This window comes from Pseudomonas sp. TWI628 (assembly GCF_039673865.1).
Classification (GTDB): domain Bacteria; phylum Pseudomonadota; class Gammaproteobacteria; order Pseudomonadales; family Pseudomonadaceae; genus Aquipseudomonas.
The window spans coordinates 1-14435 of record NZ_JBDJMM010000046.1; the positions used below are offsets into that span (position 1 = coordinate 1).

General features: G+C 66.5%; 14 protein-coding genes. 9 read left to right on the top strand and 5 right to left on the bottom strand.

Features of this window, described 5'->3' with window-relative positions; all coding sequences use genetic code 11:
* Nucleotides 1-88 precede the first annotated feature (88 nt).
* Nucleotides 89-1480, bottom strand: a complete 1392-nt coding sequence (locus tag ABE528_RS26030) for an FAD-dependent oxidoreductase (protein WP_346654481.1) — start codon at nucleotides 1478-1480, stop codon at nucleotides 89-91.
* Nucleotides 1481-1710: 230 nt separating this feature from the next.
* Here ABE528_RS26030 and ABE528_RS26035 point away from each other — a divergent pair, with 230 nt between their 5' ends.
* Genes ABE528_RS26035 through ABE528_RS26045 form a run of 3 tightly spaced genes read left to right on the top strand, consistent with a single transcriptional unit; the run spans nucleotide 1711 to nucleotide 5138 of the window.
* A complete protein-coding gene (locus ABE528_RS26035) occupies nucleotides 1711-2814 on the top strand; it encodes a polyamine ABC transporter substrate-binding protein (protein ID WP_346654482.1) in 1104 nt (367 codons plus the stop codon).
* A 36-nt stretch (nucleotides 2815-2850) separates the two neighbouring features.
* The gene (locus ABE528_RS26040) at nucleotides 2851-4269 is read left to right on the top strand and encodes an aminotransferase (RefSeq protein ID WP_346654483.1); all 1419 of its coding nucleotides are present in this window, start codon (nucleotides 2851-2853) and stop codon (nucleotides 4267-4269) included.
* Between the two features lie 53 nt (nucleotides 4270-4322).
* Nucleotides 4323-5138 carry a LuxR C-terminal-related transcriptional regulator gene (locus ABE528_RS26045; protein WP_346654484.1) on the top strand — a complete coding sequence of 272 codons (816 nt, stop codon included), beginning with the start codon at nucleotides 4323-4325 and terminating at the stop codon, nucleotides 5136-5138.
* 6 nt (nucleotides 5139-5144) lie between these two features.
* Here the strand turns inward: ABE528_RS26045 and ABE528_RS26050 are convergent, their stop codons facing one another.
* Nucleotides 5145-5786 carry a DUF1109 domain-containing protein gene (locus ABE528_RS26050; RefSeq protein WP_346654485.1) on the bottom strand — a complete coding sequence of 214 codons (642 nt, stop codon included), beginning with the start codon at nucleotides 5784-5786 and terminating at the stop codon, nucleotides 5145-5147.
* The gene (locus tag ABE528_RS26055) at nucleotides 5773-6360 is read right to left on the bottom strand and encodes a sigma-70 family RNA polymerase sigma factor (RefSeq protein ID WP_152954329.1); all 588 of its coding nucleotides are present in this window, start codon (nucleotides 6358-6360) and stop codon (nucleotides 5773-5775) included. Before ABE528_RS26055 ends, ABE528_RS26050 begins: the two co-directional genes overlap by 14 nt.
* A gap of 171 nt (nucleotides 6361-6531) precedes the next feature.
* On the opposite strand from ABE528_RS26055, the gene ABE528_RS26060 reads away from it, so the two are divergent.
* The 4 genes from ABE528_RS26060 to ABE528_RS26075 are packed head-to-tail and all read left to right on the top strand — an operon-like array spanning nucleotide 6532 to nucleotide 8899.
* Entirely contained in the window at nucleotides 6532-6819 is a 288-nt protein-coding gene (locus ABE528_RS26060) for a DUF2282 domain-containing protein (RefSeq protein WP_152954331.1), read from the top strand.
* A gap of 16 nt (nucleotides 6820-6835) precedes the next feature.
* Complete coding sequence (locus tag ABE528_RS26065) at nucleotides 6836-7669, top strand: DUF692 domain-containing protein (protein ID WP_346654486.1); 834 nt, start codon at nucleotides 6836-6838, stop codon at nucleotides 7667-7669.
* Entirely contained in the window at nucleotides 7666-8421 is a 756-nt protein-coding gene (locus tag ABE528_RS26070; protein ID WP_346654487.1) for a DNA-binding domain-containing protein, read from the top strand. Before ABE528_RS26065 ends, ABE528_RS26070 begins: the two co-directional genes overlap by 4 nt.
* Nucleotides 8422-8431: 10 nt before the next feature.
* Entirely contained in the window at nucleotides 8432-8899 is a 468-nt protein-coding gene (locus tag ABE528_RS26075) for a DoxX family protein (protein ID WP_346654488.1), read from the top strand.
* Here ABE528_RS26075 and ABE528_RS26080 read toward each other — a convergent pair.
* Nucleotides 8878-10212, bottom strand: a complete 1335-nt coding sequence (locus tag ABE528_RS26080) for an MFS transporter (protein ID WP_346654489.1) — start codon at nucleotides 10210-10212, stop codon at nucleotides 8878-8880. The genes ABE528_RS26075 and ABE528_RS26080 overlap by 22 nt on opposite strands.
* The gene (locus tag ABE528_RS26085; protein ID WP_152954340.1) at nucleotides 10209-11192 is read right to left on the bottom strand and encodes a flavin reductase; all 984 of its coding nucleotides are present in this window, start codon (nucleotides 11190-11192) and stop codon (nucleotides 10209-10211) included. The genes ABE528_RS26080 and ABE528_RS26085 overlap by 4 nt, the downstream gene beginning before the upstream one ends.
* Nucleotides 11193-11376: 184 nt before the next feature.
* Between ABE528_RS26085 and ABE528_RS26090 the strand changes: the two genes are divergently transcribed.
* Together ABE528_RS26090 and ABE528_RS26095 are read left to right on the top strand one after the other, a co-directional pair.
* Nucleotides 11377-12813: a coniferyl aldehyde dehydrogenase gene (locus ABE528_RS26090; RefSeq protein WP_346654490.1), complete on the top strand. Its 1437-nt coding sequence runs from the start codon at nucleotides 11377-11379 to the stop codon at nucleotides 12811-12813.
* 32 nt (nucleotides 12814-12845) lie between these two features.
* Complete coding sequence (locus tag ABE528_RS26095; RefSeq protein WP_346654491.1) at nucleotides 12846-14417, top strand: amidase family protein; 1572 nt, start codon at nucleotides 12846-12848, stop codon at nucleotides 14415-14417.
* Nucleotides 14418-14435: the final 18 nt, after the last annotated feature.

Here is a 14435-nt window from a genome sequence, read left to right on the forward strand (position 1 = left end):
GCTCCCACAGGTCCTGTGTACGCCGATCAAGGTGGGAGCCGCGCTTGCCGGCGATGGGCTGCAAAGCAGCCCCGGGGGGCTCGAGCACTCACGCCTTGTCCGCCTTGCCGGCCGCAGCAGCAAACTTGGCCAACTGAACATCCAGCCGGCGAGGGCGCCGGCCAAGGTCCTCGGCACGCTCCTTGCGGCGAATGGCATTGCGTACCATCAATGACCCCAGGTAACGGATGGGTTCCGGTGGAAAATGCCCGAGCGGGCCGTTGAGCAACGGCGAGCGAGTCCAGGGGTTATCCAGCCCGAGCACCAGCGACGACAAGATCTGACCGCCCATGTGACAGGGGCCCACACCACTGCCGGAATACCCGAAGCCATAGAAGATATTGCCCTTGGCGCCCATGCGGCCGAAGAACGGCAAGCCGGTGACCGAACGATCTGAAGGGCCGTTCCAGGTTGCCGCGATATCGACGCCGGTGAATGCCGGGAAGAACTTTTCCAACGAATTGCGCAGCAGGTTCGCATAGGGTGATGGCTGGTCGAATACCGGCAGCATGCGCCCGCCGAAGGCGAAGGTATTGCCCCCTTTGCCCAGCATGAGTCGCCCGTCCGGGGTGTTGTGGTAGTAGTGAACGAAGATCCGCGAGTCGAGCACGGTCACGCCGCTGGTCAGGCCGATGCGTTCCAGCAGGTCCGGGCGAGGCTCGGTGATGATCATGTCGCTTGAGACAATCGCCACCGAACGCGAGAACTGTGGGAAGGTCCGGGCCATCCAGGCATTGATCGCCAGCACCCCATTGGCGCAGGTGACTTTGCCGTGGGGTGTGATGACCGTGGCTGGCTGCCCTTCGTCCAGGCCGACCATCGGCGTGCCTTCATGGATGCGCACGCCCAGCCCCAGTGCCACGCGGCGCAGGCCACGCACCAGCTTGGCCGGTTGTACGCTGGCCGCTGCGGGCGAGTACCAGCCTTCCAGGTGTTGGGCCGAGCCCGCCATCCGTTGCACGTCGGCGAGCGGGCGTTTGCTGAAGGTGTTGATGCCATGGCGCTCCAGCGCGGCGACCACCGCGTCGGTGGAGCCGACCTGGGCCTGGCTGGTCGAGGTGTACAGCGTGCCGTCCAGACGGTAGTCGGCATCCACGCCGTACTTTTTGCAGAAGTCGCCGATCGCATAAATGCTCTGCTCCGACGCCTTGACCAGGCGCACGGCCTCTTCGAGCCCGAACAAACGCTCCAAGGTAAAGAACTTCGCCGACCAGGACAGCGCACAACCGCCGTTGCGCCCACTGGCCCCCGCGCCGCAGATGTCCGCTTCGACGATGACCACATCGAGTTCGGGGTTCTGTTCCTTGAGCATGATGGCGGTCCACAGGCCGGTGTAGCCGCCGCCGACAATGCAGACATCGGCGCGGGTGTCCTGGCGCAGGGGCGGGCAGGGTTCATCGGGCTGATTGTTCAGGGCTTGTTCCAGCCAGAAAGGGCGCATCGTGCTTCTCCAGAAAGGGACCGAAAAGGGCGCCGAGCAAGGTGCGCCCTGTGTCACGCATCCTTGCAGTGCACTGTGCATAAATAAAATCGATTTAACGTATGGATATATAAGTTCAGCCTATTTATGCGCGACCCCACCCATTCGGGTTATGGCCCCGTGGCCCAATCCCCCCGATAGTGGCTCCATCCGCTCACCCGAGCCGATCCTGATCACACGATGGAGTTGCTATGCGCAAGGCATTGAAGGTGATTTCCAGTCTGCTGATGTGTTGTTCCGCCACGGCCGCCCTGGCCAGCGAACCAGACACCAGCAATACGCTCAGGTTGTACAACTGGACCGACTACATCGGCGAAAACACCCTCGCCGATTTTGAAAAACAAACCGGTATCAAGGTGATCTACGACACCTTCGACGGCTACGAGACGGTCCAGACGAAACTGCTCACCGGCCGCTCCGGCTACGACCTGGTGATGCTCAATGGCTCGCTGGTGCCACCGCTGATCAAGGCCGGGGTGTTCCAGCCGCTGGACAAGAGCAAGCTGCCCAGCTGGGCCAACCTCGACCCGCAGGTGGTGCAGAGCCTGCAAGCCTTCGACCCCGGCATGGTCTACTCGGCGCCCTACACCTGGGGCAGCTCCGGCATCACCTACAACGTCGACAAGATCAAGCAGCGCATGCCCGACGCGCCCATCGGCTCGCTGGCCATGCTGTTCGACCCGAAGATCGTCTCGCGCTTCGCCGACTGCGGCGTGACCGTGATGGACGCGCCCAGCGAAGTCATCCCGCTGGCCCTCAAGTACCTCGGCAAAGACCCGCAGAGCGCCAAACCGGCCGACCTCAAGGCCGCCCAGGACGTGCTCATGGGCATCCGCCCCTACATCAAGAAATTCGACTCGGTGAACTACCTCACCAGCCTGCCCAACGGTGACGTGTGCATGGCCCTGACCTGGTCCGGCGACTACGCCACCGCCCAGGCCCGCGCGGTGGAGGCGAAGAAGGACATCAACCTGGCGTTCTTCATTCCCAAGGAAGGCTCGCTGATCTGGTTCGACAGCCTCTACCTGCCCAACGATGCGCCCCACGTGGCCAACGCCCACCGCTTCATCGAATACCTGCTGCAACCTGAAACCATGGCCGACGTGACCAACTACATCCACTACGCCAACAGCAACGCGGCCGCCACGCCGCTGGTGCAGGCCGATATCCGCAACGACCCGGCCATCTACCCCGACGAGCAGACCCGTGAGCGGTTGTTCACCCAGAAGTCCCAGGATCCGCAGGCCATGCGCGCCATCACCCGGGTCTGGAGCACGGTCAAGACCGGCATCTGACTCCTTTCACCGTACCGATCCGACAAGGAATTGCTTATGGCTACCCCGACTCGCCCCTTGGCCGCCACCGCGCACAACGATCAGCTGGTGAAAGCCGACAAAGCCCACTACATGCATGGCTACCACATGTTCGACGAGCATGCCGAGCAGGGCGCGCTGAACATCCAGGCCGGTGATGGCGCCTACATCCACGACACCCAGGGCAACCGCTTCCTCGACGCCGTCGGCGGCATGTGGTGCACCAACATCGGCCTGGGCCGCGAAGAAATGGCTTTGGCCATCGCCGACCAGGTGCGCCAGCTGGCCTATTCCAACCCGTTCTCGGACATGGCCAACCCGAAAGCCATCGAACTGTGCCAGAAGCTCGCGAGCCTGGCGCCCGGCGACCTCGACCATGTGTTCCTCACCACCGGCGGCTCCACCGCCGTGGACACCGCCTACCGGCTGATCCAGTACTACCAGAACTGCCGCGGCAAGCCGCACAAGAAGCATGTGATCGCCCGCTACAACGCCTACCACGGCTCGACCTGCCTGACCATGTCGATCGGCAACAAGGCCGCCGACCGGGTGCCGGAGTTCGACTACGCCCACGAGCTGATCCACCACGTCTCCAACCCCAACTTCTACCGGGCGGCGGACGACATGGACGAGGCCGAGTTCCTCGACTTCCTGGTGGCCGAGTTCGAAGACAAGATCCTCTCCCTGGGCGCGGACAACGTCGCGGCTTTCTTCGCCGAACCGATCATGGGTTCGGGCGGGGTGATCATCCCGCCCGAGGGCTACTTCCAGCGCATGTGGCAGGTGTGCCAGACCTACGACATCCTCTTTGTCGCTGACGAAGTGGTCACCTCGTTCGGCCGCCTGGGCACCTTCTTCGCCTCCGAAGCGCTGTTCGGCGTCACCCCGGACATCATCACCACCGCCAAGGGCCTGACCTCGGCCTACCTGCCACTGGGCGCGTGCATCTTCTCAGCGCGCATCTGGAAGGTCATCGCCGAGCCGGGCAAGGGCCGCTGCTTCACCCACGGCTTCACCTACAGCGGCCACCCGGTGTGCTGCGTGGCGGCGCTGAAGAACATCGAGATCATCGAGCGGGAAAACCTGCTGGCCCACGTCAACGCTGTCGGCAGCTACCTGGAGCAGCGCCTGCAGACCCTCGCCGAGCTGCCGCTGGTTGGCCAGGTGCGCTGCATGAAGCTGATGGCCTGTGTCGAATTCGTCGCCAACAAGCAGACCAAGGCGCTGTTCCCCGACGCGGTGAACATCGGCGAGCGCATCCACGTGCGGGCCCAGGCCAAGGGGCTGCTGGTGCGCCCGATCATGCACCTGAACGTGATGTCGCCGCCGCTGATCATCACCCACGCCCAGGTCGACGAGATCGTCGACACCCTGCGCAGCTGCATTCTCGAAGCGGCCCAGGAACTGACCGAGCAGGGCCTGTATCAAGGCCAATGATCGACCTTCTGCCAAAGATGCACGCGCGTGCCCCGGCCGGTAGACTGCGGGGCATGAGCCGAGCACACGAAAACACCACAATAAACCTGCCGTTTCATGCCCTGCAGCAATGGCACGGCGCCCTGCAACAAGCCTTCGCCCACAGCGACGGCCCGGACGCGCTGGCCTGGTTGGCGGCGGCCATCAGCCAGCTGGTGGCGGCCGAGTCGATGCTGATCAGCCTCGAACGCAAGGGCCAGCCGCCGCAGCTGCTGTATCAGCAGGGCATCCTGGCCCGCTACCACGAGGCGGTGCTGGAGCGCTATTTCGCCGCGGGCTACCTGCTCGACCCGTTCTGCCTGGCGGTGCAGAAGGGCCTGGCGCAGGGTTTCTACCACCTGGAAGACATCGCCCCGGACAACTTTTTCGACAGCGACTACTACAAGACCTACTACCTGGGCACCGGCTGCAGCGAGGACAGCTATTTCATCGTCGACCTGGGCAACGACAGCAAGATTTCCCTGAGCCTGTTCCAGGGCTGCAGCGGTGCGCGCCTGGGTGTGGAACAACTGCACCTGTTGCAGGCGGTGGAACCGATGGTGCGCGAGCTGCTGATGCGCTTTGCCCGGCACGGCCTGGAGCAGCAGCCAGAAGCGAAAGGGAGCGTGCAGGCCGCGTTCGACAGCTTTGGTTGCGGGGTACTGACCGAGCGCGAGCGGCAAGTGGCGCAGATGGTGTTGCAGGGGCACTCGGTGAAATCCACGGCCCATGAACTGGGGATTTCACCCGAGACCGTGCGGATGCACCGCAAGAACCTCTACCTGAAGCTGGACATCAACTCGCAATCGGAGCTGTTCGCCCAGTTCATCGGCTGGTTGCGGCGGATCTGACAGGCGTCACCAGCGCAGCAGGCGCGGGCCCAGCCACGCGCCGAGCGCGGTCGGCAGCAGCATGCCAAGCACGTACCACAGGCCCCAGAACGGCACGCCCATCTCCGGGCAGTGCAGGCAGTAGGCCAAGGTCGCCGTCGACCCGGCCAGCAGGCCGCCAGCGGCTCCAGCCTGGCGCAAACGGGTCGGGGCCAGGCCGCGCAAGGCCCAGAACACGCTGACCAGCCCTGGCAGCGACAGCAAGGTGATGTTCAGCGCGCAGGTGCGCCAGGTACGGCCCAACAGCAGGTCGGCGCGTGCATCCAGCGGGGCGCCGGCCAGGCTCAGCGCTGCGCCCAGCCACAGCAGCAGCAAGGGCAGGCCCAGCAGCCCCCAGGCCAGGCCACCGCGCACGCCAGGTTTGGCCAGCCGGCTGGTCAGCCACAGCCCGAGCACCGCCAGGCTGCTGGGCAACGCCACCTTGGCCCAGAACAGCGGCGTGCGCGCCACCTCGGCCAGGTCGCTGCGTACGCCATAAATGGCCAAGGTCATCAGCACGGCCGCCAGGCCGCCAAGCAGCACGGCCAGCCCCAGGCGCCGGCCCGTAGCGTTTTGCTGCACCGGGCCTTCGCCTGCGGCCAGCAGGGTGATCAGGTCATCGGTCTTCATTGTCGCTCTTACCTCCAATCAACCTGGCCAGTGCCTTCAGGCCGCGGTGTATGCCCACCTTGACCGCTGAGCTGGAAAGCCCGGTCAGTTGCGCGGTTTCTTCCACCGACAGCCCCTGCAACTTGACATGGACGATCGGCAACCGCTGGCGCTCGGGCAGCTGTTGCAGCAGCCTGGCCAGGTCGCGGCTGGCTTCGGCCGGTTCGGCATCGCTGCTGGCGAACAGCTCGGCGTCGTCATCCAGTGGCGCGTTATGGGCATCAAAGCGGGCCCTGCTGCGCAGGTAGTCGACCAGCTTGTAGCGGGCAATCGCCTGCACCCAGGCGGTCAGCGGCTGTTGTGCCTGATAAGTATGCCGTGCGTTGTGCACTGCCAGCAGCACCTCCTGCAGCAGGTCCTCGATCTCGGCCGGGCGGCTGGCCAGGCGCCGTCGTAGAAACGCCCGGATATGCAGCGCCAGGGCGGCGAGGAAGGCCCGGTAGGCCTGCGCGTCGCCCGCCAGCCCGGCCAGCAGCAAGGCTTGCAGCTGGGCTTCGCGCGCATCAAATACTGCCTGTGAGTCAGTTCGCTGCATGGGCCGCCTGGGTTACACCCTGGGTGCATTTTCTGTGAGTGAAACCTTAGGTCGCTGCAGCCACTTGAGCGAAAAATTTTTCCAGGGCTGTAACCGGATCCGCGCACGCCACGAACTACTCCATGAGCCGCCGGTAAAAGTGCCACGGCCACCCACTCTGGAGACTTCAGCATGAAAACCTTAGCCCTCGCCACCGCTGCCCTGGCCCTCGCGTCGCTGGCAAGCGCTGCCCTGGCAGCCACCCCCACCCAGCCGGCCGGCAGCGGCGCCGCCATGGAAAAGTGCTATGGCGTCGCCATGGCCGGCAAGAACGACTGCAAGGCAGGTGCCGGCACCACCTGCGCCGGTTCTGCCAAGAAGGATTACGACGGCATGCACTGGAAGAACGTCCCGGCCGGCACCTGCACTTCGATCAAGACCCCGAACGGCATGGGTTCGCTGACGCCGACCAAGGCCTGAGCAGGGGAGGCCGACCATGAACGGGAATGCAGCACTGGGCGCCGGGGTCGGGCTCAAGGCCGAGCACTTTGACCAGGCGCTCGCGTGCCGCGCCGAAGGGCTCTGGTTCGAGGTTCACCCGGAGAACTACATGGTCGGCGGCCCGCGCCTTGCCTGGCTGTTGCGCATCGCCGAGCACCACCCGCTGTCGCTGCACGGCGTGGCGCTGTCGCTGGCGGCCGATGCCGACCCGGACCCGCAGCACCTGCAGCGTTTGCGCACGCTGATCGACCAGGTCAGGCCGGTGCTGGTGTCCGAGCACCTGGCCTGGTCGACCTGGCGCGGCGCCTATCACCCCGACCTGCTGCCGTTCCCGCGCAGCAGTGAGGCCCTGGCCCGCATCAGCCGCAACATCCAGCGCAGCCAGGAAGCGCTGGGGCGGCGGATCTCGATCGAGAACCCCAGCCATTACCTGCAGCTGGACGGGCATGAATGGGACGAAATCGACTTCCTTGCCGAACTGGCCCGGCGTACCGGTTGCGGGCTGCTGCTGGACGTCAACAACGTGTACGTCAGTGCGCACAACCTGGGCTTCAGTGCCAGCGATTACCTGGACCGCTTTCCGGCACAGGCGATCAGCGAAGTCCACCTGGCCGGTTACAGCCACGACGCACAAGGCAGCCTGTTGGTCGACTCGCACGATGCGCGTGTCGCCGAGCCGGTCTGGGCGCTTTACCGGCGCCTGATCGCCCGCATCGGCCCGCGCCCGACGCTGGTCGAGCGTGATGGCAATGTCCCGCTGTTCAATGAACTGCTGGGCGAACGGGCCATCGCCCAGGCGACCCTTGATAGCCTTGGAGTGCAGCCATGAACTTCACCTTGAGCCAGTTCCAGGACGCCTTCTGCGCCGCGTTGCAGGGGCGCCCGGCGCCAGGGCTGGCGGCGCTCATCGAACAACCGGCGTTCGCGGTGTACCGCAACACGGTCATGGCCGGCTGCGTGGAAGCGTTGTGTGCCAATTTCCCCAGCGTCCTGACCCTGGTCGGGCGCCAATGGATGGAGGCTGCCGCAGCGGCCTATGCCCGGCAAGCGCCGCCCGACGATCCCCGGCTGATCCATTACGGCGCGGCCTTCGCCGACTTTATCGAGCAGGCGCAGGCCCAACACGGTGTGCCGTACCTGGCCGACGTTGCGCGGCTGGATGCCTGCTGGAACGAGGCCTTCAGCGCGCTGGATGCGCCTTGCCTCAACCTGACCGAACTGGCGGGCATGACGGCCAGCGACCTGGCACGCAGCGTCCTGTACCCCCGCAGCAATGCCCGCTGGCACTGGTGTGAGGCGCATCCAGCCTACCGCCTCTGGCGCTGCGGCCGCGAGCAGCTGGAGTGGGCAGACGAACTGCCGTGGGCCGGCGAAGGGGTGTTGTTCGTCGGCGGCCCCGAGGGCGTTGCTCACCAGTCGCTGGAGCAGGGCGGCTGCGCGTTTCTGCAGGCCTGCGCAGCCGGGCAGTCCCTGGAGCAGGCCTCACAGCATGCCCAACACACCCAACCGGACCTGGACTTCGGCGACCTGCTCGGCCGCCTGATCACTACACAGGTCTTCCGCCCGCTGAGCTTTCCTTGAGGAAACCACCATGGACCATGTCCACCCCACGCCCTTGGCCAGCAACCTGCGGCACGCCTGGAACCGCTTTGCCGATGCCCTGCAACAGCTTCTGGGCGACAGCGTCTTGTGCCTGGTTGCGCGCTTCGGCATTGCCTCGGTGTTCTTCCTTTCCGGGCGAACCAAGGTCGAAGGCTTGCTGACCATCACGCCGGGCACCTATGAGCTGTTTCGCACCGAATACGCGCTGCCGTTGATTTCCCCCTGGCTGGCGGCACACCTGGCCACCTATTCCGAGCACCTGTTCTCGTTGCTGCTGGTGCTGGGCCTGATGACCCGCCTGTCGGCCCTGGCGCTGCTGGGCATGACCACGGTGATCGAAGTGTTCGTCTACCCCGATGCATGGCCCACCCACCTGACCTGGGCAGGCCTGCTCCTGCTGTTGATTGCGCGAGGGGCGGGCAGGTTGTCCTTGGATCACCTGCTGAAAGTGCGCTGATCGCTGACATCGGCCTGCACATGCAGGGACGTGCGCAGCAACAGCAGCACCGCCCCGAGCACCGGCAGGCTCACCAGCAACAGCGCGTAGCGCAGCGACTGCACGCCGAACAGCGGTTGCAGCAGGTCGCTGAGCAGGCCCGTCAGCAGCGGGCCGGCCCCCACGCCCAGCAGGGTGCTGACGATGGTCTGCAGGGCCATGGCCGTGCCGCGCTGTTGTGGCGCCACCAGTTGCGTGACCAGGTTGTACGACGGCGCCACCCACCACACGGCAAAGAAGCTGTACAGCGCACACCACAGCATGGCCACCGGTACCGGCAAGGCGCCCAGGTACATCAGCCGCTCGCTGGGCCACAGCAGGTAGCTGGCCAGTGCCGAGAGTGCCGCAAGGTGGCCCAGTATCGGCAGTGACAATTGCCAGTGCGCGCCCCGGTGGGCCAGGCGGTCGCTCAGCCAGCCGCTGAACAGCCCGCCAACGCCGGCAGCGCTGCCGCAGACCACGCCAGCGAGCATGCCGGCATCGCGCAGTGACAGGCCATGGGAGCGCACCAGGAAGCTGGTGTTCCACATGGCCACGGCATACGAGCCCAGGGTGGTCAGCCCGCCCGCGAGGATCAGCCAGCGGTACGGCGCCAGCGCCCACAGTGCGCGGGCTTCGGCGCCAAGGCCGAGGCGCGGCGCCGGTGCTGGATGGGCATTCAGGTCCCAGCGGCCACGCGCCGGTTCGCGCACCAGCAGCCCAAGGATGACGGCAAAGGCCAGGGCCGGCAGCCCGAGGGCGATGAACGCCGTGCGCCAGCCATATTGCTCGACTACCCAGGCGCCGATGCTCAGGCCGATGATCGACGAAAAGGTCGGTGCGGCGGTGAAGCAGCTGATAGCAAACGAGCGCCGCTGCGGCGGGTACAGGTCGGCAATCAGCGACAGCGATGCCGAGGTGGTCGGCGCTTCGCTCACCGCCACCAGCATGCGCGCCAGGGCCAGCACCACGAAACTGCCCGCCAGCCCGCAGCTCATGGTGGCCAGCGCCCACAGCAGGCAGGCCAGCGCCAGCAGGCGCAGCCGTGGCAGGCGGTCGACCAGGCGCCCGGCCGGCAAGCCGAGCAGGGCATAGACGGCCGCGAAGGCCAGGCCCGAGATCAGGCCCAGCGCGCTGTCACCGACCTGGAACTCGGCCTTGATCGGCTCGAACATCACCGCCAGGATTTGCCGGCCGACGAAGTTGTCGGCGAACACGGCCGCCAGCAACAGCAGCAGGCCATGGCTGCGCCAGCCGACCGTGGTGGGCGGCAGGGTAGGCGTGGCGCTGCTCATCGCGGTGCCCACAGGTCCGGCAGGCCGGGGTCGCTGACCACGATCAGGCGCTTGAGCAACACCTTCAGCGCCTGGGCATCGGCCTCACCGAGCTTGCCGATGAGGTCTTCCTCCACCACCTTGGCCAGCGCCACCTGCTGCAACGACAGCTCGCGGCCATTGGCGGTCAGCACGAAGCGCAACTGTGCAGCATCGCCTTCGATGGCCACCAGGCCCTGGCGTTCGAGGAAGCGCATGCCGGCCAGGGTGACCACGTGGCCGGTGTAGCTGACGAAGGTGTTGAGTTCGCCCAAGGTCAGGTTGTCGCGGATCGACAGCACCGCCAGCACGAAGAACGCCTGTTCATCCAGTTGCTGGTTGCTGAGCAGTTGGCGCAACTGGTTGAGCACCTGGTAGTGGCCGCGGCCGAGCAGGTAGCCGAGCAGGTCTTCGGTGTAGCTGCATTCCGGTGGCGGCGGCGTGGTGGCCAGGCGCAGCTCGCTGCGCGGCTTGCGCGTGGCCAGGGCGTACTGGCCGCTCTGGAAGGCCAGCGGTGCGCGGTCGCTATGGTCGAAGGCCAGCACCTCGCCAACGAAGATCACATGGTCGCCGCCTTCATACTGGAAGGCAGTGCGGCACTGGAAGCGCGCGGTGCAGTCCTGCAGCAGCGGGGCATCGCTGATGCCGTTGTCGAGCTCGACTTCGGCAAACTTGTCCTCGCCCTGGGTGGCGAAGCGGCCAGACAGCTTCTCTTGCCCGATCGACAATACATGCACGTTCCAGTGCTTGCCGTTGCTGAACGCCGGCAGGCTGCGCGCCTGCTTGGACAGGCTCCACAACACCAGTGGCGGGTTCAGCGAAACCGAGTTGAAGCTGTTGGCGGTAATGCCCACGGGCGCGCCGTCTTCGCCCTGGGAGGTGATGATGGTGACACCGGTGGTGAAGGTGCCAAGTGCGGCGCGGAAGGCCTGGGGGTCGAAACCGATCTGTGGGGTTGCCATGGCTGGCCTCATGCGGGGTGGCTTTTGTGCGCCCAGTATTGGCCTGCAGGCCTTGCTGGGCATCGTCTCAACGGACTAACGCAGTTGCTCGATTCTGGTCCGATCGGACGAGGCGCAGCCCCCGCGCCATGGCTAGTGTGGCGCCATGCGCATCGGGCGCAGTCAACAGCCAGAGGAGACACCCATGCCACCCGTTTCGTCATCGGTCCAGGCGCTCAGCGGTCTGTTATCGCGGCAGCAAAGCGCCTTCGTCAGCGAGGGCGCCGTCACCGCCGAACGCCGTCGCCAGCGCCTGCAGCAGGTGATCGACCTGCTGGTGCGCCACCATCAGAGCCTGACCCAGGCCATCGACGAGGATTTCGGCGGCCGGCCTGCCGGCTTCAGCCTGATGAACGATGTGCTCGGTGCCCTGGCCAGCCTCAAGCACGCCAGGGATCACCTGCAGCAGTGGATGGCCGATGAGCCCAGGGCGCCTTTCGCCCCCTACGACCAGCTCGGCGCCAAGGCCTGGGTGCGTTACCAGCCCAAGGGCACGGTGGGCATCATCGGCACCTGGAATGCCCCGCTGTACACCCTGTTCAGCCCGCTGGCATCGGCCCTTGCCGCCGGCAACCGGGCCATCCTCAAACCCTCCGAGGTGCTGCCGCGTACCGCGGCTCTGGTCGCCGAACTGTGCGCCGCGCACCTTGACCCGCTGGAGGTGGCGGTAGTGACCGGCGGCCCGGAGCTGGCCGATGCCTTCACCGCCCAACCGTTCGATCACCTGGTGTTCACCGGCAGCACGGCGGTAGGTCGTAAGGTGATGGCCAATGCCGCGCAGAATCTGGTGCCGGTGACCCTGGAGCTGGGCGGCAAGTCGCCGGTGATCGTCTCCACCAGTGCCGACCCGGCCAAGGCCGCGTTCAGCATTGCCGTGGCCAAGGCTACCAATGCCGGGCAGATCTGCATCAACCCGGACCTGGTCTATGTGCCCCGGGCGAAGCTGGAAGGCTTCCTCGCCGAGCTGCGCGCCGCCTACAGTGCCCTCAACCCGAGCGTGGCCGGCAACCCGGATGTGGTGGCCGTGGTCAATGCCCGGCACCTGGCGCGGGTCGCGGCGTTGGTGCAGGATGCGCAGCAGCTTGGTGTGCGTGTCGAGACGATGCCCGAGGTGGCCCCCTGCAGCGCGGGTGAACGCCGTCGGCCGTTGAGCGTGGTGGTCAACCCGCCCGAGCAGGCGCAGATCATGCACGAAGAAATCTTCGGCCCGGCGCTGGTGGTGCTGGCCTATGACGCGCTGGACGAGGCCATTGCCCAGATCAACCGCCGGCCCCGGCCGCTGGCGCTGTACTACTTCGGTGAAGACCCGCAGGAGCAACAGTGGGTGCTCGACCACACGCTGTCTGGCGGGGTGACGCTCAACGACGTGATGATGCATGCCGCCCTGCACGACGCGCCGTTTGGCGGTGTCGGCGCCTCGGGCATGGGGCATTATCACGGCCGCGAGGGGTTCCTCCAGTTCAGCCACCTGCGCAGCGTGTTCCAGGTCCCGGCGCACGACCCGCGCCGCGAGTGGGGGCTGCTGCCACCCTATGGCGAGCACTACCTCGCCGCCATGCTGGCCCAGGTCACTGCCGACTGATGCGTAATAACAACAATGAAGAACAGGACGCCATGAGTAATCAGACCCAAGATCCGCATTCCACTGCTACCTCCAGCTGGTCACGTCGCAGCGTGCTCAAGGCCGGGGCTGTCGGCCTGGGCGTTGGCGTGCTGGGGCGCTATGCCGACGCCGCAGCCACCGGCCTGTCTGCCGCTGACTACCAAGGCCTGGACGCCTGGGCCATGGCCGAGGCGGTGCGTGCCGGCAGCCTCAGTGGCGAAGAGCTGCTGGCCGCCGCACTGGCCCGGTATGCCGCCGTCAACCCAAGGGTCGGCGCCGTGAACATGCTGCACGAGGCTTACGCCCAAGCCCTGCTGGCCCGTCGCCGCGCAGCTGGCGACAGCGCCAAGGGCGCGCTGGCCGGCGTGCCGCTGCTGCTCAAGGACCTCAACACCTACCTGCAAGGCACGCCGACCAGCCATGGCTGCCGGCTGTTCCGCGATGCGCCGCCGGCCACGGTCACCAGCACCCTGATCGCCCGCTACGAGCAGGCCGGCGCGGTGCCGTTCGGCAAGACCACCTGCCCGGAATTCGGCCTGACCACCACCACCGAATCGCTGCTCTGGGGCCAGACCCACAACCCGTGGAACCTGGCCATGAGCGCTGGCGGCTCATCCGGTGGCGCCGCCGCAGCGGTGGCCGCTGGCATCGTCCCGGTGGCCCATGCCACCGACGGCGGCGGCTCGATCCGCATCCCGGCGTCGTACTGCGGCCTGGTCGGGCTCAAGCCCAGCCGCTACCGCACGCCCAGTGGCCCGCTGCATTTCGAGGGCTGGTTCGGTGCCAGCGTCGGCAATGTGGTGTCGCGCACGCTGCGTGACACCGCGCTGTTCCTCGATGCCGGGCAGGGCCACGAGGCCGGCAGCGCCTACTGGAGTGCGCCGCTGCAGCGCCCCTACGTCGATGAGTTGCAGCGTGCCCCGGGCAAATTGCGCGTGGCCGTGGTGCGCCAGTCGTTGACCGGTGCACCGCTGGACCCTGCGATTGCCGCCACCCTTGAACAGACCATCAAGCAGTTGCTGGGCCTCGGTCATGAGCTCGAAGAGTTGCAGCTGTCCGTGGACCCGCGCGAACTGTTCGGCGCCCATGGCACGGTGATTGGCACCGCGCTGACTACCCTGGTGCACGAGCGCGAGCAGGCGCTGGGCCGTGCAGCCGGCCCGGGCGACCTGGAGCAGATCACCCAGGTGGTGCTGGAGCGCGCCCGCGCCACCAATGGCGAGGCGATGTACCGCGCCCGGCAAAGCTTCGAGCGCATCGGCGCGGCGATGGAGCAGCCGTTCACCCGCTTCGATGTGATCCTCTCGCCGGTCACCGCCAACCTCACCCCGGCCCTGGGCCAGCTCAGCCTCGACCAGCCCTGGGACAGCTACGCCCAGCGGGCGATGGGCAGCGCCGGCTTCACCGTGCTGGCCAACGTCAGCGGCCAGCCATCGCTGTCGCTGCCACTGGGGCAGAGCGACAGCGGCTTGCCGGTGGGCATGCTGTTCACCGCCCGGCTCGGCGGCGAAGACCTGCTGCTGCGCCTGGCCAGCCAGCTGGAGCAGGACCGCCCGTGGGCTGGGCGGCGGGCGCAGCTGTAGCGCCTAGTCCGCTTTGAC